Origin of the sequence: Burkholderia sp. Ac-20384, assembly GCF_017104605.1 — a bacterium.
Lineage (GTDB): Bacteria > Pseudomonadota > Gammaproteobacteria > Burkholderiales > Burkholderiaceae > Burkholderia > Burkholderia lata.
The window spans coordinates 43,196-66,446 of record NZ_JAAGPE010000009.1 but is presented as its reverse complement, the minus strand read 5'-3'; the positions used below and the strand labels follow the sequence as shown (position 1 = coordinate 66,446).

The following is a 23,251-nucleotide window of genomic DNA, read 5'->3' as shown; positions in this document are numbered from 1 at the left end:
TAATGGGGAGCGAGCAGCCTGCTATGCTCCGCACTGCATTCCCGCGCGATCCGCTCACCGCTTCCCCGCATCACGTTGCGGCGGGCGAGATCCGCATTGAATTGCACTGGACGATCCAACCATCCGTATCGGTATCTGCATCGGGATATCGACAGTTGCGCGGTTCGTTCAGTGCATTTCCGGCCGTCGGTCAATAACACCTTTACCAACAAGAACCGCAAATTCATGACATCCCGCCTTCTCGCCGCGCTCGTTGCCGCGGCCTTGAGCTGCACCGCCCTGCCCGCCGCCTACGCGCGCACCTACGTCACGCCGACGGCGTCGTTCGGAAAAGGGGCTTACGTTCACCAGTTCGTGCTGCGCGACCCCGCCACGCATCAGCCGCTGCCGAATGCGCGCTACCGGCTGTTCCTGCCCGGTCAGGTCATCGCGGGGCTGCCCGTCAAGCCGGAAGAGCATGACAGCGTGATCTTCGGCACGACCGACGCGGCCGGGCGCACCGTCCGGGTCCGGCTGCCGAAGCTGCATCTGGAGAAACAGTGGGTGTTCAACCCGGTCGTCGGCGACGGCGACCTGGGCGAATCGTTCCGGCTGGTCGAGCCGGGCGGCTCGGCACCGATCGGCCATTTCCCGTACGTGCTGGACGTGGAGAACGAATACCTGGCGTGCGGCTATTCGGATGCGAACGGCTACACCTACTACGCGCAATCGCGCACGCCGCGCAACGTCAATCTTTACGCGGGCACGCTGTCCGGGGCGGCCGACACCGACTGGTGCGCAGGCCCCGGCTTGACCATCGCGAACAGCGCGAACACCCCGGGCGCGCCTGACCTGTACACGCAATACCTCGGCAGCCTGGTCGCCAACCGCGACCGGATCAGCAGCGATTTGCGGCAGCAGATCGTGGCCAAGCTGCTGTCGCTCGCGATCGCCGAACGCGACGAGAGCCGCGTGGCCGCCGCGCTCGATCTCGACAGGATTCCCGACGATCGCCGGAACGACATCGGCTACCGGCTCGCCGACGCCGGCGTCGCAGTCGAGCGCGGGCTCGCGATGATCGACGCGCATCTCGCGGATTCGCCGGAGGATGCGTACGCGCTCGACAGCAAGGGCTGGGCGCTGTATCGCCTCGGCCGCAACGACGAAGCGCTCACGTGGTTCGACCGCTCGATCGCGATCTTCGCGAAGGACGGTGACAAGGACAAAGACGCAAGCGAAGCCCATGCGACCGGGCTGACGCACAAGGGCGAAGTGCTGTGGAAACTGGGCCGCCAGGATGAAGCGCGCGATGCGTTCGCGCAGGCGCGGAAGGTTCAGCCGAAGAACGAGGAGCTGGCGGAAACGTTGAAGCGGCTGAACGTGCAGGCGATCCCGGACAGCGCGGCGTCGCCAGGAACGACAGGCACGTAACTCACGCTTCGCGCCGCATGCAGCGATCGGCGGGAACGTCGGTCACTGCGCGCACGGATCCCCTTGGGACTGCATGTAGATGTGCCCGGACGCATTCGCCATCGCATGACCGTTGGCGGCGAAGCGCTGCCTCGTGTTCGACATCATCGCAGCGATGATTTTCGACTGGTTGACGCCTGGCTGCCCCATCAGCTTCCTGACGCATTCAAGCGAACGGAATACGCGCGTAAAGCCTTCGATTGCACCTGCACGCGTATCGCCGTGCATCATGAAATCGCGCTGGGCGGCCGCGTAGAGCCGCATCGCCGCGCGCTGCACCGGATCCGGGTACTGATCGTCGATATATTTCCTGACGTCGTCGCGAATGCCGTCACCTTGCGAGTCGATACCGCCGATCGTATCGGTGAAATCCGTCGAGTGATCGCCGTAGCGGTCTGCGGCCGGGTGCTGCCCGGACACGCCGGAAGTGCCCGTGGCCGACGCACCGGACGACGCATGCGAACCGAAGCCGGCCGGCGGTGCCGCCGTTCCGGCCCAAGACAATACAGGCAGCACGGCCGCGCCGATGACGACGCCGATCGCCGCAAGGTCCCTCGTTTTCATTGTTGTCGTGCGCTCGTTGTTGTTGTCGTTCTTCGAGCACTATAGTGCCTGCGCGCATTCCTTCAAGGAAAGATGCAGCACGGCGCGTCACCCCTCACCTTTCGCGCCCGGGTTGAGCATCACGACAAAGCCGGCCACGCCGACGACCAGCGCGATCGCGCCGCCGCGCAGCGCCATCACGTTGTCGAACAGCAATCCCGACACGACGGCCATCATGCCCGCGAGCGACACGAACACGGCGATCGCCGCGACGACGATTCGGTACTGGCGACGTATCATCGCGCCCCCGCCGCGTTAAGCTGCGGCAGCGGCGGCCGCTACATCGTCATCGTCGCCGCGAATCAGCAGCACCGGGCACTTCGAGCCGCGCACGAAGCGTTCGGCGACGCTGCCGAGCAGCACGCGACGGATCCCGCGCCGCCCGTGCGTGCCGACCACCGCGAGATCGATCCCGCATTCCTTTACATAGCGCTGCAGGCGCTCCGCGATGTCCTCGCCGATGCTTTCGGTCTCGACGAGTTCGGCCTCGCCTTTCGCGCCGGCCAGCGCGATGATCTGCTCGGCTTCGCGCAACACCTTGCGCCCGTCGTCGCGGATTTCCTCGACCAGTGCGTGCGGGTCGAATCGGCCCGCGTAAGTGAACAGCACCGACTTGTCCACCACATACACGACGCTGACGTGCGCGTCGCCTGCGAGCGAGACTTTCACTGCCTCGGCAAGCGCCTGTTTCGACGAAGCGCTGCCGTCGACGGCCACCATGATCTTCTTGTACATGCGAACCTCGCTGGGGTGAGTTGCCGCGCGTCTGATCGCGCGGCCTTGTCACCATCATCGGCGGATGACGGGTTCGAATGTTGATGGCGATCAAGTCGCGCCGGCATTCAAGCTGCGACCCTCCGACGCAGGGCGCCGCCCCGCGCCGGAGGCCTTTGCGTCATCGTGCGTGCGGCGCGCGGTACTTGTGCTTGTCGAACCCGCTGTCCCGCGACCACGCACTGGCGACCGCATCCACGTCCTGGCCCGCGAACGGCAGCACCGTATCGGGCTGGGCGCCGTGACGATAGTTCGGCCCGGTGAATTCCGGATCCGCCGCATAGCCGAAGTACGTGTTGCCGCTCCACACGATGTTCGCGTAACTGCCTTGCGCGTTCTTCGTCCGGAAGATCGCGCCGCTGTCCGACGCGTTGTAGAAGCGGTTGCCCGTCACCTGGAACGCGTTCGCGTAGCTGAGGTTCTCGACGATCGGCGTGACCAGGCCCGGCGTGCGCGTAATCACGACGTTGTCGCGCACGACGGAATCGGCCGAGCCCGCGGCCGACACGATCCGCCGCTTGTCGTTCAGGCTCAGGTTGTTCTCGACGATCGCGCCGGTTTCCTGCGCGACGTGGCCCAGCCCGTCGGAACCGCATCCGCAGAACAGCATCAACCCGCCGTCGTTGTCGTGGCTGAAGTTCGCGGCTACGCGCGTGTTGCGCGTGCCGAGATCGGCGTCGAACGCCATCCCGTCGCCGGCCTCGATATTGTTCTGCAGCCGCACGCCGTTGACTTCGTTGTAGCGGAACAGCGCATCGTCCGTGTTGATCGCCCATGCGCCGGCGCTGTTGCCCGGCGCGCGCATCCAGATGTCGTACAGGTGATTCGCCTCGACCTGTGGCGCGGTGGCCGTGCGGACGATGATGCCGTCGCCGCCGACGTTGTGGATCAGGTTGTTGCGGAACACGACGCGCGTCATCGGGAAATAGTCCGTCGCTGCCTGCGTGGCCGGATTCGTGAGGTAGGCCGAGTTGCCCTTGTACGGCGGATAGTCGCCGCACGGCGCGCCACCCTCCCGGCACATCCACGCGGACCGGGTCGACAGCGCCACCGCGTCGACGTTGTAGATCTCGCTGTTCTCGACCGCGATGTCGTCGAAACCGGTGCGCGTCTCCTTCGTGCCGACGGCCTCGTTGTCGCGGGTCACTTCGAACAGCATCCCGCCGGTCGTCTTGTACGAACCGACCGTATTGCTCGCGGCGTCCTTCAGATAGCCGCGCACGTGATGCACGTACACGTCGTCGACGTGATAGTGGCTGCCCGTGCCGTAATCCTCGAGCCGTACATACAACCCGAGGCGGCCGCCGGGCGTGGTCGCATCGTTGGTCAGCTCGAGCGAGCGGATTTCCCAGTACTGGGTGTTGTAGAGAGAAATGGCCGCGCGGTTCACGGTCGGGTTGTCCGACTTGCACAGCGAGTAATAGCCGCTGAACCCGCTCGGCGTCTTGTGCTGCTCGGTGATCGACTGGTCGGGGTCGGCCGTCGCATCGGTGCAGCCGGCCGCGATCACGGGGCGCGGCGCCTTCGGGTCGCCGTACGCGTCGACGACGATGGGTGCACCGGCAGCACCGGTACTGCCCGGTGCGGGCGTGAAGCTGCCGTCGCAGGTCGTGCCGCGCTTGAAGCGCACGCGCATGCCGGGCGTGAGCACGATCCGGTTCAATGTCGCGAGATCGTGGATCGGATTGGCGGTGGAGCCCAGCGTCGCGGGCGATCCCGTTCCGTTCGAGCCGAGCGAGCAGTCGACATGCAACGTGCCGGGCACTTCAGCGGTCGCCTTTTCGGCTGCAGCCGCGGGCACGGCCGCAAGCTGCTGCCCGGTCGCGACGCCGTCCGCCGATTCTCCACCACCGCATGCTGCGAGCGCGCCGATCAGCGGCGTTGCGACAATCTTCCAGTGTTTCAAGGTCAGTCTCCCGAAATAGGGCATTCGTGATCCGGCATCGAGTCGACCGCGGGTCGATCCTCGTGCCGGCCGCTCATTCCGGCAGCCGGTTCGTCGACACGAACCGGCGCCCCCTCCTCGCCTGCCGCGGGCAGCAGCCCCGCCCGCTCGGCCAGCACCCACAGGCCGGCTGCCGCCGCGCCGTCGATCGTGTCGACGGGCGGCCAGCCGAACAGCGATGCCGCATGCTTGTAACGCTCACACAGCGCGGCGTCGCCGATCAGCATCGGTCGCAGCGCCGCATCGCGGGCCGCACCGCCCGGCCCACAGTGTTCGGCCGCCAACCCCGCGAGCTCATGGCCGATCAGCACGCCGGACAGGTAGTCGGCCTGCTCGGCGGGCGCCAGATCGCCGGCCAGCAGCCGCGCACGGCTGCCGAAGATCGTCGCGAGCAGCCCCGTCGCATGGCCGGCCTGCGCGGCGCACACGCCGCGCTCAAATGCGTCGCGCGCGAACCCGGCCGACGGCTGCATCGTGCGGCCGAGCAGGCTGTGCGAGCACAGCAGTGCGTACATTTCGCCCGTCATGAACGTGCGAAAGCGTTCGATGCGCGAGCCGCGCACGGCGACCCACTTCGAATGCGTACCCGGCAGCCCGATCCACCGGACCGGCGCCGTGCCGTTCGTCGCGCCATGCGTCGCACCGCCCGCCTGCAGCGCGCCGACGATCTGCGTCTCCTCGCCGCGCATCACGTTCGCCAGTTCGCCACGCTGGATCAGCCCCGGCACGATGTACACGGTCACGCCGCGCCGCGCGCGCACCGTCTGCAGCGACGCGCCGAGCCGCGCCGCATCGATCGGCACGTCCGCATACGGCGCCTCGCGCCAGCCTTGCGTGCTGCCGACCATGCCCGCCGCGACGACCGGCAGCCCGGGCCACGCATCGAGCCAGGCGCCACACACGTCCTCGAACGCTGCATCGCATGCGTCGGCGATCGCGATGCCCGCGCCGCCCAGCTGCATCACGCCCTTCGGTGCGGCCCGCTCGTCGAGCACCGTCCGCGCATCCGCCATCAGGTATGCGCGCAGCGACGTAGTGCCCCAGTCGAGTGCGATCAGGCGTGGCACCGGCGCTTGGCCGCCGGGCCGTGGTGTTGCATCTTGCATAGGATTCCTCTGTTTGACGGTTGCGGCTCGATGCTTCGTCAGGCCCGGATCAGAAGAGCGTCTCGATACCTGCGTAGACACCCGTCTGCCCGTGCCCCGGCATCGGCGACGCACCGAGTCCGTTGCCGTTGCCGAGCCCGGGCGACTGCGGGTTCACGCCCAGGTTCGCCCCCGCGCTGTTGAACACGTGCGCGGCGGTCGCGTACAGGAACGTGCGTTTCGACAGGTCGTACATCGCGCCGAGGCCGATGATCGTCGAGCGCCCTTCGCCGCTGTGATCGGCGGTCCACTGGCCCGCGTCGATCTTCATCGAATAGACGGCGCTCTGCAGATGCAGGAACGGTGTCGCGTCGTACGTCACACCGCCCCAGTAGTAGTTCGCGGTGCGCGACAGGCCGGCCGGCGTGTCCGGTGCGCTGTAGCGCGTATAGCCGATCTGTACCAGCGCGGGACCGAAGCGGTCGCGCACGCCGATGAACGCTTCCTGCGATGCGGTGAACAGGTTGTCTTCGCGGCCGTACTGGTTGCGGATCTCGTTCCAGATGGCGCGCACTTCGAAGTCGCCGTGCGTGTACGCGACCGTCGCACCATCGGACAGGCCCGTTGCACCCACGTTGTTCGTCGAGCCGCGCAGCCAGCCGTTCGAGCTGTTGCCGAGGTTCGCCTGCAGCGCGAACGAGAAGCCGCCGAACTTCGGCGATTCATAGCGGATCCCGTTCGACAGCTTCGGGCCGTTGCGGTACGACGTGAGCGACTCGACCGAATAGTTTTCCTCGAGCAACGGATCGTACGACCAGATATAGCTGTTGATGAACGAGCCCTGCCCGAGCCGCAGGAAGCCGTAGCGCTCGTTCTTGAAGCCGACCCACGCCCCGCGCTGGAACAGCACGCCGCCGCCGTAGTTGCCGTTCGCCGCGTTGATCGACGACTCGAGCCAGAACACGGCCTGGTTGCCGCCGCCGAGATCCTCCTTGCCGGTGATGCCGAGGATGCTCGTCCCCCAGTCGTTGCCTTCCGAGAAGCGCGAGCCCGTCGAATGCGGGCCGTTCTGCACACCGCTCAGGTACTGCACGTCGCCGCCCACACGCCCCCACACGGTGACGCTCGATTGCGCCTGCGCCACGGCCGGCACCGCCAGGGCCAGCGCCGCGATCCACCCATACTGTCGCATCTAGATCTCCTCCTTCTTTTCGTTCACGTCTCATTTAATTTGGGAAAACGCTTTCCCTCGACAGCAAAAAAATTTCGCGGCGGTTGTCGTGCGTCGATTTCCGTGATGTCTCTGACGGAATGCACACGTGCTATGCTCGCGAATCGGGAAAGCGCTTTCATTGTCGGCGCGCGATTGCGCTTTTTCAAGAAAATTCTGGCCCTCCAAGGGATACTACCGAGTCCGATCGCGCGGCACGCCTGCAATGCCGCCGCACGGTCGCCGCCACCGGCGCGCATGCTATGCTCGCCGGCAAAATGCACTGACACTCACTTTCATCGTGGCCAAGATCAACGAAGTCGCCGCCGCTGCAGGCGTCTCCATCGGAACCGTCTCGAAGTTCATCAACAAGACGAAGCGCTTCTCGCCCGACGTCGAGCGCCGCATTGCCGAAGCGATCGAGCAGCTCGGCTACGAGTCGAACCCGCTCGCGCGCTCGATGGCCACCGGCCAGACGGGCGCAGTCGGCGTCGTGATCCAGGACATTCTCAACCCGTACTTCACCGCGATGGTCAAGGGCGTGAACCGGATCGCTCAGCGCAACGACTTCGTCGTCCTGATCGTCGATGCCGACGAGAACCGCAAGGGCGAACGGCCGGCGCTGACGAAGCTGAGCCGGCGCGTCGACGGGCTGATCCTGAACACCAGCATGCCCGACGACGACCTGCGCTGGACGGCCAGCCTCGGCAAGCCGGTGGTCGCGGTCGGTTCCGCGCCGCGCGACGGCCTGCTCACGCTGCACTCCGATCCGGTTCGTGCGGGCGAGATGCTCGCGCAGCACCTGCTGATGGAGAAGTACCAGCGTTTCGCGTACATCAGCCTGCCCAACGCACGCGGCGACGACGAACGCCGCGCCGGCGCCGAGCAGGTGCTCGCGCGTGCCGGCCTGCCGCTGCGTACCTTCAGCGTGCCGCGCGCGACGGTGGCCGACGGCGAACGCGTGTGTGCGTCGGTGATGCTGTCGGCCGAGCCGCCCGATGCGGTGATCTGCTACAACGACATGATCGCGGCCGGCTTCATCAAGGAAGCCGAACGGCTCGGCATCGCGATCCCGCACGACGTCGCCGTGTGCGGCTTCGACAACCTCGAACTCGGCAAGCTCACGTCGCCCACGCTGACGTCGATCGACACCGAAACCGAGCGCGCGGGCGAAGTCGCGATGACGACGCTGCTCGACGCGCTCGCCGGCAAGTCGCCGGACCCGCATACGATGCTCGAGGCGCGGCTCGTCGTGCGCGAATCGACGGTGCGGCCGCGCGACGCGCGCCGCCGCTGACCGCTCGCCGCTTACTGACTGATCAACGCGGCGCGGCCGCGACCGCGTCACCCAGCCACGCACGCGCGACGCAATGCTGCTCGAGCCCGGCCACGCCCGGGCGCGTCTCGAACAGGCTGCCCGCGAGCGGGCCGCGCAGCAGCCCGTCCGCACTCACGTTGACCGATGCGGACGTGACGAACAGCGTCGCGCGATCGGCACCGCCGAACGCGACGCTGGTCGGCCGCTGCACCGGCATCTCGACAACCTTGTCGAGCGCGCCGTCCGGCGCATAGCGATGCAGCCGCCAACCGTCCCAGATCGCCGACCACACACCGCCCTCCGCATCGACCGCGAGCCCGTCCGGCACGCCGCGCGCGTCGCCGAACGTCGCGAACGGCCGCGCATTCGATAACCGCCCTGCGTCGACGTCGAAGTCGTACGCGAAGATCGTGCGGCGGCCGGAATCGGTCACGTACATCGTCGAGCCGTCCGGGCTCCAGCCCATCCCGTTCGCGCAGGCGAAGCCAGCCACCGCGACGCGCGACGCATGCGCATGCTCGAAGCAATGGAGATCGCCGGGGCCATCGCCGTCGTCGGCCATCGTGCCGACCCAGAAGCGGCCGCGCGCATCCACCGCGCCGTCGTTGTAGCGCAGCGACGGCCGCGCATGCGCGGCGTCGGCCAGCCGTTCGAGCGTGCCGTGCGCGGGATCGAACAGGTGCAGGCCGCTCTTCAACGCGACGAGCAGCCGCCCGTCGTCGACGCTCGCGACGCAGCCGGCCAGCTCCGGCAGCAGCCAGAAGCCGGTCTGCCCGTGGCCGGGCGTGTAGCGGTAGAGCGCGGTGCGCTTGATGTCGATCCAGTAGAGCGACGCCGAGCGTTCGCACCAGAGCGGGCCCTCTCCCAGGATCGCATTCGCGCCCTGTACCAGTTTTACTGTCGTCATCGAAATTCTGTTTTTATGCATGCGTTCGGCCGCCCGCCGGTATGGCGGGCGGAACCTGCCGGCCGGGCCGGACTCAGAGCGCGCGGCCCGCGTCGTCGAAGAAGTGCGCGTGCCGCATGTCGAAGCGCACGCCGACCGGCTGCCCGGCCGCGACCGTGTACGCGTCGCGGTTCTGCCGCACCGACAGCGGCCGGTCATGGCCCGCGAGTTCGACATAGACGATCGTCGCGTCGCCCAGGTGCTCGGCGTGCGTGACGCGGCCGTCGAGCCCCGTGCCGGGTGCGCCGACCGTGAGGTTCTCGGGCCGGATACCGAGCTGCAGCGAACCCGACGGCCATGTGCGCGACGCGTCCGGCGTCGCGGCGAGCGAGCCGCCCGGCACGTCGAAACGCGTCGCGTCGGCGCCGCCGTGCGCGCGGCACGGCAGGAAGTTCATCGACGGCGAGCCGAGGAACGACGCGACGAAATGGTTCGCCGGCTGCTCGTACAGCGCGAGCGGCGAGCCGACCTGCTCGATGCGCCCGCCGTTGAACACCGCGATCCGGTCGCCGAGCGTCATCGCCTCGACCTGGTCGTGCGTCACGTAGATCATCGTGCTGCCCAGCTCGCGATGCAGCCGCGCGAGTTCGAGCCGCATCCCGCCGCGCAGCGCCGCGTCGAGATTCGACAACGGTTCGTCGAACAGGAACACGCCCGGCTTGCGCACGATCGCGCGGCCGATCGCGACACGCTGCCGCTGGCCGCCCGACAGCGCCTTCGGCTTGCGGTCGAGCAGCGCCGACAACCTCAGCGCTTCGGCCGCCTGCCCGACGCGCGTGCGCGTCTCGGCCGCGTCGACGCCCGCGAGCTTCAGGCCGAACGCCATGTTCTCGAACACCGTCATGTGCGGATACAGCGCGTAGTTCTGGAACACCATCGCGAGCCCGCGCTTCGCGGCCGGCACGCCGTTGACGCGACGGCCGTCGATCAGCAGGTCGCCCGACGTGATCTCCTCGAGCCCTGCCAGCATCCGCAACATCGTCGACTTGCCGCAGCCCGACGGGCCGACGAACACCATGAATTCGCCATCCTCGATGTCGAGGCTGACGTCCTTGATCACGTCCGCGCCGTCGTCGTAGCGCTTGCGGATCTGCTTGAGCGACACACTTGCCATGATTGCTTTCCTCCTCGTCCGTTGCTGCCGCTCACCATTCGGCGACCGAGCCGTCCTCGCGACGCCACACCGGGTTGCGCCAGCGATGCCCGATAGCGGCGGCTTCCCTCACCTTCTCCTCGTCGATCTCGACGCCGAGCCCCGGTGCATCCGGGCGCGCGACGTAGCCCGCGTCGAACGCGAACGGAATGCCGCGCGTGTACGCGTACATCGCGTTGTCGTCGTGATAGGCCACATTGGTCGACTGCTCCTGGATGAACGCGTTCGGCGTGCAGAAGTCGATCTGCAGCGACGCCGCGAGCGTCAAGGGCCCAAGCGGGCAATGCGGCGCGACCGCGACGTCGTACGCCTCGGCCATCGCGGCGATCTTGCGCAGCTCCCAGATCCCGCCCGTATGGCTCACGTCCGGCTGCACGATGTCGACGACACCTTCCTGCAGCAGCTCCTTGAACTGCCAGCGCGTGAACAGCCGTTCGCCGGTTGCGAGCGGCACCGCGCAGTCGCGCGCGACTTCGCGCAGTGCGTCGTTGTGCTCGGGCAGCAGCAATTCCTCGTAGAACATCGGGTCGAACGGCGCGAGCGCCCTGGCGAGCGCCTTCGCGACCGGGCGGCGCACGCGGCCGTGGAAGTCGATGCCGAGCCCGACCTCCTTGCCGATCGCGTCGCGCACCGTGCCGAAGCGCGCGACCGCGCGGTCGATCGCCGCCGGCGACTCGATCCAGTCGGTCGCGTTGACCACGCCCATCTTCAGCGCGGTATAGCCGGCCTCGACGAGCTGCCGCGCGTTCGCGGCCATGTCCTCGGGCGTGTCACCCTTCACGTGCGCATAGACGCGCGCCTTGTCGCGCACCGGGCCGCCGAGCAGGTCGTAGACGGGCACGCCGAGCGCGCGCGCCTTGATGTCCCACAGCGCCTGCTCGATGCCCGAGATCGCGCTCGTCAGGATCGGGCCGCCGCGATAGAAACCGCCGCGATACATGACCTGGAACAGGTCCTCGATATGCCGCGGGTCGCGGCCGACCAGGTAGTCGGCGAGTTCGTGCACGGCGGCGGCCGTGGTGGCCGCGCGCCCTTCGACGATCGGCTCGCCCCAGCCGGCGAGGCCCTCGTCGGTGCTGACCTTCACGAACTGCCAGCGCGGTGCGACCGCGAATGTTTCGATTTCGGTGATCTTCATGTGGAGGAACGGGTCCGGTTGAACAGCAGCGCCGACATGCCGTTGTCGGCGACGAGATCCGCGCCGGCGATGCCGGCCGCCGCGTCCGACAGCAGGAACGCGGCGATCCGGCCGATATCGGCCGGTCCGTTGATGCGCTGCGCGGGATGCAGCGCGCGATACGCGTCGAGCAGCGCGGGATCGCGCTCGAGGGCCGCGCCGATCGGCGCGTTCAGCGTGAAGCCGGGGCTCAGCGTGTTGACGCGGATGCGCTGCGGCGCGAGGCTCGTCGCCATCGCACGCGACATCGCGACGATGCCGCCCTTGGTCGCCGCGTACATCTCGAAGCCCGGCACGCTCGCGCCCGCGTGATTCGACGCGATGTTGACGATCGCGCCGCCGCCCGCGCGGGCGATGCGCGGCGCCGCGAGCTGCGCGCACTGGAACATCGAGCGCAGGTTGGTGCGGTACAGTCGGTCGCAGTCGTCGAGCGAGAATGCGTCGAACGGGCCGTGCAGCGTAATGCCCGCGTTGTTCACGAGCCCGTCGAGCCGGCCGTGATGCGCGTCCACACGCTCGAACAGCGCGGCGACGCTCGCCGGTTCGGCCACGTCGGTCTCGACGAACAGCGCATCGCGCCCGCCGAGCCGTTCGCGTACTGCGTCGGCGCGTGCGGCGTTCTTCTCCGCGACGACGACCTGCGCGCCGCATTGCGCGAGCACGTCGACGATGCCGAGCCCGATGCCGTCGCCGCCGCCGGTGACGACAATCACGCGGCCGTCGAGCGATTCGAATGGATTCATGGTTTTACCCCTTGACCGCGCCGGCCGTGATGCCCGCGACGATCTTGCGCTGGAGGATGAAGAACAGCACGAGCAGCGGCAGCGTGCCCATCACGGCCGCCGGGAACAGCTTGGTCGGATCGATGTCGTTGGTGCCGATGAAGCGGAACACCGCGACCGTGATCGTGAACTTCGACGAGTCGGTCAGGAACAGCAGTGGATAGACGAGGTCGTTCCACACCGACAGCGTGACGAACATCGCGAGCGTGCCGGTGATCGGCCGCAGCAGCGGCAGCACGATGTACCAGTACACCTGCAGCGGGCTGCAGCCGTCCATCACCGCGGCTTCCTCGAGTTCGAGCGGAATCCGCTTCAGGAAGCTCGTGTAGAAGAACACGCCGAGCGGCAGGCTCTGCACGGTGTACGCGAGCACGACGCCGAGATACGTGTTGAGCAGGTGCAGGTCGCGGAACAGCACGTACAGCGGCGTGAGGCTGACGAACATCGGAATCGTCAGGCCGAGCGTCAGCACGATGTAGACCGCGTTCGACAGCCGGCCCTTCACGCGGGCCAGCGGATACGCCGCGAGCGACGACAGCAGCGCGACGAGGAACGTGACCGCGAGCGTAATGCCGATCGTGTTCGCGACGCTGCGCCAGTAGTTCATCTGCGTGAACACGGCCGCGTAGTTGCCGAAGAACACGTGGTCGGGCAGCCCGAGCGGGCGCGCGATGATGTCGTCGCCGGTGCGCAGCGACATCAGCACCATGTAGATCGTCGGCAGCAGCACGATCGCGACGATCGCGATCGCGGCGACGAGCCGCGCGAACCCCGGTACGCGACGCAGCAGCGCACTCGCGCGCAGCCCGCCGCCCGACGTGCCGGCGGACGGCTGGTCCGCATGAAAGCGTTGACGGATGACGTTCACAGGTTGTCCTCCCGGCGGCGCAGGATCGTGTTCTGCATGGTGGCGACCACCACGACGATCGCAAGCATGATCATCGACAGCGCGCTCGCGAAGCCGAACTTGTAGTCGTTGAACAGGCTGTGGAAGATCTGCAGCCCGAGCGTGGTCGTCGCGCCGTCCGGCCCGCCGTTGGTCAGCACGAGCGGCAGCTCGAAGGTCTTCAGCGTGCCGATCGTGCTCAACGTGATGTTCACGGTGAACGCCGGCGCGAGCAGCGGCAGGTCGATACGCGTGAAGCGCACCCACGCGTTCGCGCCGTCGAGCTTCGCCGCGTCGTGCAGTTCGGACGGGATGTTCAGGTAGCCGGCCAGGAAGATCGCCGTCGAGTAGCCGACGTACATCCACACGTGCACGGCCGTGACCGCCGGCAGCGTGACCGACGGATCGCCGAGCCACACCTGCTGCAGCGCGTCGAGATGCACGAGATGCAGCAGTTCGTTGATGCCGCCGCCGAGCGGCGAGTACAGGTACTCCCACACGAACCCGGCAATCACCGCCGAGAACATGCTCGGCACCAGCAGCCCGACGCGCAACGCGCCGCGCAGCCGCGGCAGCGAGAACAGCAGCGCCGCGAACAGCAGCCCGAGCCCGTTCTGCACGATCACGACGATCGCCGCGTACGCGAACGTGACGACGAGCGTATGCAGGCTCGCGGGATCGCGAAACGCCGCCGCGTAGTTCGCGAGCCCGATCCAGTGCGCGTCGCCCACGCCGGAGAAATCCGTCAGGCTCATCCGCGCGGCCTTGAACAGCGGATACAGGCTCAGCAGCGCGTACAGCGCGAGTGCCGGAACGGCGCACCACAGCAAGGTCCGGTTGCGCTTCATCGTGCGCCTCCTTCGTCGAACCGCGCCGCGCACCCTCGCGCGGCACGGGAATTGTCAGCGGACAGGCCGTTCATCGCGCGGCCGCATCCCAACGGGCGAGCAGCTTCGCCGGGTCCTGCCCGATGTCGAGGAAATACGCGGACATCGAATTCCAGATCGCCGTGAACAGCGAGCCGGTCCACACGCCCTTCGGATACAGCACGACGTGCCCATTCTTCTGCGCGGCCGCATACGGCTGCGCCTGCGGCGGCATCGCGTCGGTGCCGCCCTCGAACGGGCTGAACCCGGCTTCCGCGTCGAGGAACTGGCGATCGTTGTCGGGGCGCGCCCAGAACGCGAGCCACTTCTTCGCGGCGTCGGCCTGGTGCGATGCCGCGTTGATCGCCCACGCGGTGCCGAGCATGTCGAGCGCGACGGGCCCGTTGCCGGGCACGAGCGCCGGCAGCGGCGCGAACTGGAACGACAGCCCCTTCGTCGCGCTGAACTTCGCGATGTTCCAGGCGCCCTGCGGCATCATCGCCACGCGGCCGGCCTGGAATTCGGTGAGCCCCGTGCTCCACGCGCTCACGCCATTGTTCAGGCGCGGCACGAAGCACTTCGCGTCCGCGAGCACCTTCAGCGCGGCCATCGACTGCTTGAACGCCGGATCGGCTGCAAAGCGCGCGCTGCCCGCGCCGACGAACGACTCGGCACGTGCATCCGCATCGCCGCCGCCGGCTGCCAGACCGGACGCGATCACGAGCGCCGCGGGCGCCCAGCCTTCCTTCGCGGGCAGCAGCATCGGCGTGATGCCGGCCGCCGCGAGCTTCCCGCACGCGGCCTTCAGCTGGTCGACGTCGGTCGGCACCGTCGCGATGCCCGCGCGCTTGAACAGGTCGAGGTTCGCGAACAGGCCGATGCCGACCAGCTCCATCGGCAGCATGTAGGTCTTGCCGCCGATCTGCGTGTGGGTGCGCACGCCGCGCCAGATCGTCGGCACCCACTTCTCGCCGCTCAGGTCCAGCAGCTGATGCGCGCCCTGCCACTGCCGCATCAGCTCGCGGTCGACCATCAGCACGTCGGGGCCGTTGCCGCCCTGCAGCCGCGACGACACGACCGTCGTCGTGTCGTTGCGCGACATGTACTCGAACTTGACCTTGATGTCGGGGTTTTCCTTCTCGAACTTTGCGATCAGCGCCGCCATGTTGGCGGGCTCGGCGCCGCCGCCCTTCCAGCCCGTCACGTCGAGCGTGACCGGCGCGGCGCACACCTGCGCCGCCAGCACTGAAAGGACTGCGAAAGTTGCCGCCCGAAGCCTGTTGAACATCTGCTGTCTCCACGTTGTTGTTGAATCGTTGCGCACGGCGAGTGGCGCGCGGCCAGTGCTGCAAGGCCAATGGCGTGCGGCGATCGGGCCGTGCGGCATGCATGCGGCCGCGATCCGTCGCGCCGAAATCCCGCGTTTCCCCGTCGTCCGATTCATTTAGGAAAGCGCTTTCCCTATTGTGTCGCACAACCCGCCCGACGTGCAAGCGCCGGGGCGAACCGATCGTCTAGGGGATATCCCGGGGGCGTGTCGCGGCGGTTGCGAGCGTCCCGTTCGCAACGGGTTCGAGCGGCTATCGTGCCGAAGGCGCTATCATCGACTATCCGACTTTCGTCCGGCCCTTATTTGCCGGCCCACTTTCAACTCGCTCAACCGACATGACAACGACTTCCGAACGCGTGGACGGCGCCGCCCAGCATCTCGTCGCCGCCCGCCATGCCGGCTCGCCCGGCCCGCTGCTGCCCGATGCGCTGCGTCCCGAAAACGTCGAGACCGCCCTCGCCATCCAGCAGCGCGTGGCCGATCTGCTCGGCGAACCCGTCGGCGGCTGGAAATGCGCGCTGCCGCCGCCCGACCGCGTGATCCTCGCGCCGATCTTCGCGTCGACGATCCGCGAGGCCGATGCGCCGTACCGTGTCGTCGGCGGCCCGATCGTGCGGATCGAACCGGAAATCGCGTTCGTGCTCGATCGCGACCTGCCCGCGCGCGATCAGCCGTACGACGAACAGGACGTGCGCGACGCGATCCGCGAAGTGCGCATCGTGCTCGAAGTGCTCGGCTGCCGCTATGCGGAGCCCACGCGCGCATCGAAGTTCGAGCTGCTGGCCGACGGGCAATTCAACCAGGGGCTGTGTGTCGGCCCGGTCGTGCCCGACGGGCTGAACGTGCCGCTCGAAACGCTGGCGCTGTCGTTCGAAGGCGCGCTGAACCGCACGATCGACGGCCGCCATCCGGACGGCGATCCGCTGAAGCCGCTGGTGTGGCTCGTCAATTTCCTCGCGTCGCGCGGTGAGCCCCTGCGCGCCGGGCAGATCGTGACGACTGGTTCGTATGCAGGCGCGATCGACGTGCCGCTCGGCGACGCGCTGACGGTGCGCTTCGGCGAACTCGGCAGCCTGTCGGTGACGTTGACGGCGTGATGGGCGCGGCTGAGCGGGCCGTACCGCCGTACCGCCGTACGCCGTACGCTGGTCGCTGGTCGCTAGCCGCTAGTCGCTAGCCGCTAGTCGCTAGTCGCTAGTCGCTAGTCGCTAGTCGCAGCGTAACGGCGACGATCGACACGTGACGTGTTGCGTGACCAACGTCAGGAGCGTGGCTGCCCGCGCCGTCGTGACGGCAGCGTCATCGCGGCCACGCCCGCGACGACGCATCCGAGTCCCACCCACGCCGACGCCGACAGCGACTCCCCGAGCAGCGCCATGCTGATGCCGACGCCGATCGGCACGCGCAGATAGGCCTGCGCCGTCGTGCCGACCGACCCGAGCGACTGCACGAGCCGGAAGTAGATGACGAGCGCGAGCGCGGTCGAGAACACCGCGAGCGCCGCCAACGCGATCAGCGATGGCGGCGACGGATGAAGCGTCCACGGATGATCGACGACGATGCTGGCCGGTACCAGCACGACCGCGCCGACGATGAGCGACCCGGCGGCGGGCGCCGCGGGCGACAGTCCGCTGAAGGCCCGCCCGTAGATCGCGGCGCCCGCGTAGCAGACGGTCGCCGCGACGATCGCCAGTTGCGGCACGAGTTGCCGCCCGAGCCCCTCGAACGCGCTGACGCCGACCACCAGCGAGATGCCGACGAGCCCGGCAACGACGCCGAACAGCTTCCGCGGCGTCAGCGGTTCATGGCGGGTAATCAGCCAGGTGCCGACGAACGCGAGCACCGGTGACGCGGAATTGAGGATCGTCGCGAGGCCGGCTTCGACCGAACGCTCGGCCCACGCGATCAGCGTGAACGGCACGACGCTGTTCAACAGCGCCTGGACGAAGAAGCGCCGCCAGACCACGAGGTCGCGCGGCATCGGAATGCGCCGGATACGCATCCACAGCAGCAGCACCGAGCCCGCGATCAAGGTTCGCGCGGCGATCAGCGTCAGCGGCGGAATCGTCTCGACGCCGATCCGGATGAACGTGTAGGACGCACCCCATAACGTCGAGAGCGCGAGGAGCAGGAGCAGATCCGCGACGGCGGGCGGGCTGCGGGGCGTGACGGGCTGCTGCATGTGGGGGAGGCGCGTTCGCAGTGCATGACGGGGGTGGAGTCGGCCCGTTCGGCACGGGCCGCATCAGCAGATGATGCCGGTGGCCTGGCGCGAACGCTTCAGCGCGACGCGAAATGTGGATTGACGGTTGATCGCCGGGTCGATACCGATGCCGGCCGATCGTTCGTCTATCCTTGGACGACATGACGTTCAGGACCAACCGCGGCAACCGACACCGAGGGATTCAATGGATGAAACGACAGGCGCGCCCCGGCGCACCGCCAGCTACCGGATAGCGAACGAGCAGGACGTCGACGCGCTCGTCGAACTGGTCAACGCTGCGTACCGCCCGACGACGACTGCCGCCGGATGGACACATGAAGCCGCATTGATCGACGGCCCGCGGATCACGTCGTCACAGCTCGCCGCGACACTGCAGGCACCGGACACCGTCCTGCTCGTCGCCGAGATCGACGCCGCCATCGCCGGCTGCATCGAAGTCAGGAAAGACGGCGGCGCGGCCTATATCGGCACCTTGGCCGTCGCGCCGTCGATGCAGGACCGCGGGCTCGGAAAGGCGTTGCTGAACGAAGCCGAGCAATTCGCCGTTCGCCGCTGGAACCTCGAAACAGCCGTGATGGTCGTGCTGTCGGCACGCCACGAACTGATCGACTTCTACTTGCGCCGCGGCTATGCGCGAACGGGCGAGCGGTCGGGCTACCCGTTCGACGCAGGCGTCGGCAGGCCGCGAGACGACACCCTGACCATCGAGACGTTGACCCGGAACATTGCGCGCGACTGATGCCGCGCGCCGCGGCATCAAGCCCCTTCGCAACGACACGCCCCGTATCCCGCCCGTCCCGGCGTGATAACGTTGCACATCATCGCGCGCGCAAGCCCGAACCCCGGGCACGCGCACCGCTTTCACGCCGATACCGAACATGTCGCTGACACCGCTTCCCGCCCTGCTCGACGAAACACTGCGCACCGTCGCGCGCCGCTACCGGCTGCCGCCGCTCGACAGCGCGCTGTCGCCGGCCGACGCCGCGAACCCGGCCGCCACGCTCGCGATCGTGATCGAGGAAGCGCGCCGAATGCGCAGCGACGGACAGACGCCCGACGCGGTATTGCGGCAACGCTTCATCGACGCGCTCGCGCAGATGATCCGCGACGCAATGGATACGCGCGCCGGCGATCCCGCCTTTCAGGCCGCGGTGCTGCGGCACGATGCGCCGAGCGTGCGCGAATACGCGTCATTGTCCGCGCACGCCGAGCAGGACCGCCGCGCGCTGCACTCGGCCGTCAATGCGATCGCGCACCCGGCCAAGCTCGAGCGCAGCGCCCGCCCCTGGCAACGCGACGGGCTCGCGCGGCTGCATGCGGCCGCCACCGCCGCGTCGTGGGCCGATCTGCACGACACGCTGCGGCACCTGCTCGCACTCCCCGACATGGCGACCGACGCCGCATTCGAGCAGGACATCGTCAAGCTGAAGGACAGCCCCGCGCTCGAACGGATGCTGCGCGTCGACGCACTGGCATCGGACGCGCACGTGCGTCGCTACCGCGCACTCTGGGTACGCCAGGGCCCGCTCGAAGGCAGCACCGTCGCCGTCGCGCAGGGCGTCGCGTCGCAGCAGCGCGGCGCAGCCGTCGAAGCGCTGGCCGCGCAGGCGCTCGACGCGCTGGCCCGCCGGCTCGACGCCGTCGACGCACGCCGCACGTACCGGGTGGTGACGTCGATGCGTGTACCGTCATCGATACCGGGCCGCCACGATCGCGCGAAAACCGAATGGGATTCCATCCTGCTCGAACGCACGCGCGGCGACGACCCGGCGCCCGTCTGGAACGTGCGCTTCCTCGTCGAAGCGAAGGCGTCCGCGGATGCCGCGACGACCGATCTGCCGCGGCTGCTGCGCGGCCTGAACCTGCTCGCGCAGGCCGACCCCGCCACGACCTATGCGTTCGAGACGCACCAGGGCACGGTGCGCGTACACGGCGCGTCGCTGCACGCGCTGACGACCGACGAAGCAGCGCTGCCACGGGAAGTGCTCTATTGCTGCGATGCATCCGCCGACACGACGCCGCGCCTGCTTGGCGCCGCAAGCCGGATGCAGTTGCTGTCGGCGCAAGCCAGCCTCGAATACGCGAGCGCGCTCGCGCAGCGGCCGGATGCCGATCCGGGCGGCCTGGGCGTCGTCTGGCACGCGCTGCTGACGCTGCCGCAATGGCAGGCCGTGCTGCATCAGTACCCGTCGTTGCGGCAGGTCCGCGAGCTGATGGTGGCGATCGACGACTTGCGGGCCGCGATCGACGATGTCGATGAAGACGGTATAGCGAGCAGCGTGTACGCGTGACGCACAAAACGAACCGCCGTGCGGCGGCCGGAACGCGCCACTCGCTCAGTTGGTGAGCACGCCGAACGGCAACGTCCATCCTGTCAGGCGGCCGCCATCCGCCCATCGATCCTCGGCCGCATCGCACGGCAGCAGAACCGGCGCGGTCGCGCACTCGAGCGTTTCCTTCGGCGTATGGCCGAACTCCGCCTTGAACAGCCGGTGGAAATACTTCTCGTCGGGAAAGCCGTGCGCCCACGCGATTTCCGCGATGCGCTGATGCCGGCGCTGCGGGTCGCCCAGCACGTGGTACGCATGGCGCAGCCGCCGGCGCGTAATCTGCCGCATCACGCCGCCGTCTTCCTTGAACAGCTGGTAAAGCCGCGCTCTCGACACGCCGATGTCGCGGCAGATCCGGTCGGGATCGAGATCGGGCTCCAGCAGATGCACGTCAATGTAGCGCCGGACCCGCTCGGCCAGCGCCTCGTCGATCGGGCCGCGTGCGTCTTGCAGCGCCTGCGCGGTCGGGGAAACGGCCGCTCCCAGCAGCAGCAACATCGATTGCACGATGCTCGGGATCTCGTGCGTGCGCAGATTCGGCAGGTTGCGGAACAGCGACAGCATGTGGTCGCCGAGCAGCCGCCCCACGCCGCTCGTCAGCGTCTGGCCGTGCGCCTGCGCGGCATGGCTCGGCAGCAGGTACCTCGGCACGACCAGGCTGATCACGTCGCCGGCCTCGACCCTGCAGTCGTTGACCTGCGCGACGTCGTAGACGAACACGTCGCCGGCGCCCTTGACCAGCTCGGGCCCGCCGGTGTGGCTGGCCAGCCGCCCGCCGAGCAGCAGCGTGAAGCGGATCGAATCCTGGCCGTCGAGGCGAATCCGCCGCGTGGTCCGATTGACCCGATAGGCCGGTGCGCGCGACCGCCAGTGCCGGCCCGACAGGATCAGCGGGCCGAGCGCCGCGCCGCTCGCTTCCGCGTCGAACGCGCCGTGGCCGCCGTCGTCATCCAGACGGTAGTCGCACAGCATGTCCTTGACCCAGACGTGGAACCGGTCCTGCTCGGGGTAGTCGATCGTGCGAAACTTGAAAACAGGGACGAATGCCGCTTGATCCATGACAGTTGTTTTATCGAGCCGACACGAGAGGATAGATCGGTTCGTCGATTATCGGACCAAATTGCGCCGGCGCAAGGCCGGCGCGGCATGTCGTCCACCCAAGCGGCCGACCGGCGCCCTGCGGCGGGCGTGGTCGTCACCGCGGCCATCAGCGTTGCGGATGGCATTCCCAGTTGTTGTACGTCGGCCGATCGATCGGCGTGAGCCCCGGAATCATGAACACCGTGCAGCCGAAACGCCGCCCCTTGCCGGTCGTCTCGTCGTAACTCACCTTCTGGCCACCCAGCCCGTCTTTCTTCCCGTACTGCACGTTGGCGACCGTGATCTCGTCCGACGACGCGAGCCCGAGCGTCTTCGCGGTCGACGTCTGCGCGTCGATCATGTTCATCTGCGTCGAACCGCACACGGACAACACGAGGTCGGCGACCGCCGCGCCCAGCGCGGTCCTCAAGGTCACGGTGCGCTGCAAGATTTTCTTCATGGCTGCTCCTTCGAATACCCGACGCGACACGATTACGAGCCCGGCGTATAAAAACTGGACTGGATCTGGCTGCCGATATTCGCGGCGAATCCCTGCCAGACAAGCGCCATCGCCCCCGCCGCATTGACGGCCAGCGCCGGCCACGTCCCATCCTGTGGATCCAGCGTGGCGGTGCTCCACGCGCCGTTCCGGTAGCCGCCCACGAGGAGGACCGACGCGTTCGGCGTGCCCGTGTCCTCCCAGGCGACCGTCACGTTGCCGGCCGGGTCGATCACCAGCGGCGGGTACTGGAGCGCCGCCCCGTTCAGGTGTTCCGTCAGCTTCTGCAGCGCCCCCCAGTTTCCGTTGGCATCCGACACGCTCGCCTGCAGGACCGCGCCGCTTTCCCCCCACATCGCGGCGGCCACGCCGTTTTCGTTGACGGTCAGCATCGGCGTCGCGATGAACCCCGTGGGCACCACGATCGCCGGGGCGACGGGCTGCGCGGGCTGCCATCCGGTTCCGGACACATAGCGCTGCGACATCGTGGCGGTGTAGAGCTTCCCGCCCGTCACGTCGAGTTGCCCCCAGACCAGCGTGATGTTGCCCTTCGCGTCCATGCCGGCGACCGGCGAGATGATCGTCGTGAACAGGCTCGCGTTCGATACGACCTGGTTGACGTTGGTCCAGCCGTTGGTCGCGTCGTACGTGGCCGTCCACAGCGCCGACTTCGTATGGTTGGTCTGCCTCCACGCGAGCACCGCGCGGCCGGAAGACAGGACCGACAGCATCGGCCTCACATTGTCGGTATCGCCGGTCACGGCGCCCGGCCCGCTCTGCACCGGCATCTGGACCAGCGCCGTCGGCGACCACTGCCCGGCCTGCGTGTAGCGCGTCCACGCGATGCGCGTATCGAGCAGGCTGATCGACTGCGTCCACGTGACCAGCGCGTTGCCCTGGCTGTCCATGCCGGCCGAATAGGACGAACCGGCCATGTCGGCCGCCAGCGTGACGGGCGTGCCCCATCCGCTACCCGGGCTGTACGGCCTCGCCCACAGGGCGTACGTGTTGGGGCCCGGCGTCCATTCGGTCCAGAACGCGACCGCCTGCCCGCTCGCGTTGCCGACCAGTTTCGGCTGCACCCCGATCAGCGTGTTCATCGCATGCGAACCGTCGCTCGTGTCAAGCCGCGTCGCGCTTCCCCAGCCCGACCCCGCCGCATAACGCGCGCCCCACATCTCGTTGCCGGACATGCCGGCGGGGCCATTGGTCATCCAGGTGGCGAGCGCGTTGCCGCTCGCGTCGAGGGTCACGCTGGGCTGGCCTTCCGGGCCCTTGCCGTCCACGGCGGCAGCCTTCGACCACCCGGCTTGCGGCTGCGTCGGCCCGCTGCCGCCCGTCGGGCCGCCATTCGAACCGCCGCCGGGCGAGCTCGGACCGGAAGGTGAACCGGGATTGTTCGGCGACGACAACGACGCGCCGTCGTTCTTGGCAACGTCGTCGCCGCCGCAGGCTGACAGCGCGAGCGCGACTGCCATGACCATCCATGTAATGGGTTTCATCGGAATCCTCTTGTTTTCGTGTTCCGGCGCACTCTCGTCTGCCGTTCGCCGCACGATGCATCGCATCGATCGGCCTATTGATTAGCAATACT

The 23,251-nt window shown here is 68.0% G+C and carries 22 protein-coding genes; 5 read left to right on the top strand and 17 right to left on the bottom strand.

Features of this window, described 5'->3' with window-relative positions; genetic code table 11:
• Positions 1 to 225: 225 nt before the first annotated feature.
• The gene (locus tag G3O00_RS03540; protein WP_206142075.1) at positions 226 to 1,410 is read left to right on the top strand and encodes a tetratricopeptide repeat protein; all 1,185 of its coding nucleotides are present in this window, start codon (positions 226 to 228) and stop codon (positions 1,408 to 1,410) included.
• A 42-nt stretch (positions 1,411 to 1,452) separates the two neighbouring features.
• On the opposite strand, the gene G3O00_RS03535 is transcribed toward G3O00_RS03540, so the two are convergent.
• The 6 genes from G3O00_RS03535 to G3O00_RS03510 all read right to left on the bottom strand — a co-directional run bounded on the left by G3O00_RS03535 (position 1,453) and on the right by G3O00_RS03510 (position 7,048).
• Positions 1,453 to 2,013: a hypothetical protein gene (locus G3O00_RS03535; RefSeq protein ID WP_206142074.1), complete on the bottom strand. Its 561-nt coding sequence runs from the start codon at positions 2,011 to 2,013 to the stop codon at positions 1,453 to 1,455.
• 87 nt (positions 2,014 to 2,100) lie between these two features.
• Positions 2,101 to 2,292 carry a DUF2964 family protein gene (locus G3O00_RS03530; RefSeq protein WP_206142073.1) on the bottom strand — a complete coding sequence of 64 codons (192 nt, stop codon included), beginning with the start codon at positions 2,290 to 2,292 and terminating at the stop codon, positions 2,101 to 2,103.
• A gap of 15 nt (positions 2,293 to 2,307) precedes the next feature.
• A complete protein-coding gene (locus G3O00_RS03525) occupies positions 2,308 to 2,787 on the bottom strand; it encodes a universal stress protein (RefSeq protein WP_206142072.1) in 480 nt (159 codons plus the stop codon).
• Positions 2,788 to 2,947: 160 nt separating this feature from the next.
• The gene (locus G3O00_RS03520) at positions 2,948 to 4,732 is read right to left on the bottom strand and encodes a hypothetical protein (RefSeq protein WP_206142071.1); all 1,785 of its coding nucleotides are present in this window, start codon (positions 4,730 to 4,732) and stop codon (positions 2,948 to 2,950) included.
• Between the two features lie 2 nt (positions 4,733 to 4,734).
• Positions 4,735 to 5,877 (bottom strand): 2-dehydro-3-deoxygalactonokinase, encoded by a 1,143-nt coding sequence (locus tag G3O00_RS03515; protein WP_206142070.1) that lies wholly within the window; start codon positions 5,875 to 5,877, stop codon positions 4,735 to 4,737.
• A 49-nt stretch (positions 5,878 to 5,926) separates the two neighbouring features.
• Positions 5,927 to 7,048, bottom strand: a complete 1,122-nt coding sequence (locus G3O00_RS03510; RefSeq protein ID WP_011349631.1) for a porin — start codon at positions 7,046 to 7,048, stop codon at positions 5,927 to 5,929.
• A 319-nt stretch (positions 7,049 to 7,367) separates the two neighbouring features.
• Between G3O00_RS03510 and G3O00_RS03505 the strand changes: the two genes are divergently transcribed.
• Complete coding sequence (locus G3O00_RS03505) at positions 7,368 to 8,363, top strand: LacI family DNA-binding transcriptional regulator (RefSeq protein WP_346778949.1); 996 nt, start codon at positions 7,368 to 7,370, stop codon at positions 8,361 to 8,363.
• Positions 8,364 to 8,385: 22 nt separating this feature from the next.
• On the opposite strand, the gene G3O00_RS03500 is transcribed toward G3O00_RS03505, so the two are convergent.
• The 7 genes from G3O00_RS03500 to G3O00_RS03470 form a co-directional block, all read right to left on the bottom strand.
• The gene (locus G3O00_RS03500) at positions 8,386 to 9,291 is read right to left on the bottom strand and encodes an SMP-30/gluconolactonase/LRE family protein (RefSeq protein ID WP_174930088.1); all 906 of its coding nucleotides are present in this window, start codon (positions 9,289 to 9,291) and stop codon (positions 8,386 to 8,388) included.
• Between the two features lie 73 nt (positions 9,292 to 9,364).
• On the bottom strand, positions 9,365 to 10,444 hold the full coding sequence (gene ugpC / locus G3O00_RS03495; protein ID WP_206142068.1) for a sn-glycerol-3-phosphate ABC transporter ATP-binding protein UgpC: 1,080 nt from the start codon (positions 10,442 to 10,444) through the stop codon (positions 9,365 to 9,367).
• A gap of 31 nt (positions 10,445 to 10,475) precedes the next feature.
• Positions 10,476 to 11,621 carry a galactonate dehydratase gene (gene dgoD / locus G3O00_RS03490; RefSeq protein WP_206142067.1) on the bottom strand — a complete coding sequence of 382 codons (1,146 nt, stop codon included), beginning with the start codon at positions 11,619 to 11,621 and terminating at the stop codon, positions 10,476 to 10,478.
• Complete coding sequence (locus G3O00_RS03485; RefSeq protein WP_206142066.1) at positions 11,618 to 12,403, bottom strand: SDR family oxidoreductase; 786 nt, start codon at positions 12,401 to 12,403, stop codon at positions 11,618 to 11,620. Before G3O00_RS03485 ends, dgoD begins: the two co-directional genes overlap by 4 nt.
• A gap of 4 nt (positions 12,404 to 12,407) precedes the next feature.
• Positions 12,408 to 13,310 (bottom strand): carbohydrate ABC transporter permease, encoded by a 903-nt coding sequence (locus G3O00_RS03480; protein WP_206142065.1) that lies wholly within the window; start codon positions 13,308 to 13,310, stop codon positions 12,408 to 12,410.
• Positions 13,307 to 14,176 carry a sugar ABC transporter permease gene (locus tag G3O00_RS03475; protein WP_206142064.1) on the bottom strand — a complete coding sequence of 290 codons (870 nt, stop codon included), beginning with the start codon at positions 14,174 to 14,176 and terminating at the stop codon, positions 13,307 to 13,309. Before G3O00_RS03475 ends, G3O00_RS03480 begins: the two co-directional genes overlap by 4 nt.
• 70 nt (positions 14,177 to 14,246) lie before the next feature.
• Positions 14,247 to 15,482, bottom strand: a complete 1,236-nt coding sequence (locus G3O00_RS03470) for an ABC transporter substrate-binding protein (protein ID WP_206142063.1) — start codon at positions 15,480 to 15,482, stop codon at positions 14,247 to 14,249.
• Between the two features lie 377 nt (positions 15,483 to 15,859).
• Between G3O00_RS03470 and G3O00_RS03465 the strand changes: the two genes are divergently transcribed.
• On the top strand, positions 15,860 to 16,621 hold the full coding sequence (locus tag G3O00_RS03465; RefSeq protein WP_206142062.1) for a fumarylacetoacetate hydrolase family protein: 762 nt from the start codon (positions 15,860 to 15,862) through the stop codon (positions 16,619 to 16,621).
• A 164-nt stretch (positions 16,622 to 16,785) separates the two neighbouring features.
• Here the strand turns inward: G3O00_RS03465 and G3O00_RS03460 are convergent, their stop codons facing one another.
• On the bottom strand, positions 16,786 to 17,706 hold the full coding sequence (locus tag G3O00_RS03460) for an EamA family transporter (RefSeq protein ID WP_206142061.1): 921 nt from the start codon (positions 17,704 to 17,706) through the stop codon (positions 16,786 to 16,788).
• Positions 17,707 to 17,854: 148 nt separating this feature from the next.
• Here G3O00_RS03460 and G3O00_RS03455 point away from each other — a divergent pair, with 148 nt between their 5' ends.
• Positions 17,855 to 18,487, top strand: coding sequence for a GNAT family N-acetyltransferase (locus tag G3O00_RS03455; protein WP_206142060.1), 633 nt, complete (start codon positions 17,855 to 17,857; stop codon positions 18,485 to 18,487).
• A 139-nt stretch (positions 18,488 to 18,626) separates the two neighbouring features.
• Entirely contained in the window at positions 18,627 to 20,039 is a 1,413-nt protein-coding gene (locus tag G3O00_RS03450; protein ID WP_206142059.1) for a 3-deoxy-D-arabino-heptulosonate 7-phosphate synthase, read from the top strand.
• A 45-nt stretch (positions 20,040 to 20,084) separates the two neighbouring features.
• Here the strand turns inward: G3O00_RS03450 and G3O00_RS03445 are convergent, their stop codons facing one another.
• From G3O00_RS03445 to G3O00_RS03435, 3 genes are all read right to left on the bottom strand, one after another.
• On the bottom strand, positions 20,085 to 21,137 hold the full coding sequence (locus G3O00_RS03445) for a helix-turn-helix domain-containing protein (RefSeq protein WP_011349618.1): 1,053 nt from the start codon (positions 21,135 to 21,137) through the stop codon (positions 20,085 to 20,087).
• A 148-nt stretch (positions 21,138 to 21,285) separates the two neighbouring features.
• Positions 21,286 to 21,618, bottom strand: coding sequence for a hypothetical protein (locus tag G3O00_RS03440; RefSeq protein WP_206142058.1), 333 nt, complete (start codon positions 21,616 to 21,618; stop codon positions 21,286 to 21,288).
• A 32-nt stretch (positions 21,619 to 21,650) separates the two neighbouring features.
• Entirely contained in the window at positions 21,651 to 23,159 is a 1,509-nt protein-coding gene (locus tag G3O00_RS03435; RefSeq protein ID WP_206142057.1) for a hypothetical protein, read from the bottom strand.
• Positions 23,160 to 23,251: the final 92 nt, after the last annotated feature.

Coding starts and splice junctions, on each gene's coding strand:
- G3O00_RS03435 (WP_206142057.1), bottom strand. CDS start 23,159: ATGAAACCCATTACATGGATGGTCATGGCAGTCGCGCTCGCGCTGTCA.
- G3O00_RS03455 (WP_206142060.1), top strand. CDS start 17,855: ATGCCGGCCGATCGTTCGTCTATCCTTGGACGACATGACGTTCAGGAC.
- G3O00_RS03510 (WP_011349631.1), bottom strand. CDS start 7,048: ATGCGACAGTATGGGTGGATCGCGGCGCTGGCCCTGGCGGTGCCGGCC.
- G3O00_RS03465 (WP_206142062.1), top strand. CDS start 15,860: ATGACAACGACTTCCGAACGCGTGGACGGCGCCGCCCAGCATCTCGTC.
- G3O00_RS03450 (WP_206142059.1), top strand. CDS start 18,627: ATGTCGCTGACACCGCTTCCCGCCCTGCTCGACGAAACACTGCGCACC.
- G3O00_RS03525 (WP_206142072.1), bottom strand. CDS start 2,787: ATGTACAAGAAGATCATGGTGGCCGTCGACGGCAGCGCTTCGTCGAAA.
- G3O00_RS03515 (WP_206142070.1), bottom strand. CDS start 5,877: ATGCAAGATGCAACACCACGGCCCGGCGGCCAAGCGCCGGTGCCACGC.
- ugpC (WP_206142068.1), bottom strand. CDS start 10,444: ATGGCAAGTGTGTCGCTCAAGCAGATCCGCAAGCGCTACGACGACGGC.
- G3O00_RS03470 (WP_206142063.1), bottom strand. CDS start 15,482: ATGTTCAACAGGCTTCGGGCGGCAACTTTCGCAGTCCTTTCAGTGCTG.
- G3O00_RS03460 (WP_206142061.1), bottom strand. CDS start 17,706: ATGCAGCAGCCCGTCACGCCCCGCAGCCCGCCCGCCGTCGCGGATCTG.
- G3O00_RS03500 (WP_174930088.1), bottom strand. CDS start 9,291: ATGACGACAGTAAAACTGGTACAGGGCGCGAATGCGATCCTGGGAGAG.
- G3O00_RS03445 (WP_011349618.1), bottom strand. CDS start 21,137: ATGGATCAAGCGGCATTCGTCCCTGTTTTCAAGTTTCGCACGATCGAC.
- G3O00_RS03535 (WP_206142074.1), bottom strand. CDS start 2,013: ATGAAAACGAGGGACCTTGCGGCGATCGGCGTCGTCATCGGCGCGGCC.
- G3O00_RS03540 (WP_206142075.1), top strand. CDS start 226: ATGACATCCCGCCTTCTCGCCGCGCTCGTTGCCGCGGCCTTGAGCTGC.
- G3O00_RS03440 (WP_206142058.1), bottom strand. CDS start 21,618: ATGAAGAAAATCTTGCAGCGCACCGTGACCTTGAGGACCGCGCTGGGC.
- G3O00_RS03485 (WP_206142066.1), bottom strand. CDS start 12,403: ATGAATCCATTCGAATCGCTCGACGGCCGCGTGATTGTCGTCACCGGC.
- dgoD (WP_206142067.1), bottom strand. CDS start 11,621: ATGAAGATCACCGAAATCGAAACATTCGCGGTCGCACCGCGCTGGCAG.
- G3O00_RS03475 (WP_206142064.1), bottom strand. CDS start 14,176: ATGAAGCGCAACCGGACCTTGCTGTGGTGCGCCGTTCCGGCACTCGCG.
- G3O00_RS03530 (WP_206142073.1), bottom strand. CDS start 2,292: ATGATACGTCGCCAGTACCGAATCGTCGTCGCGGCGATCGCCGTGTTC.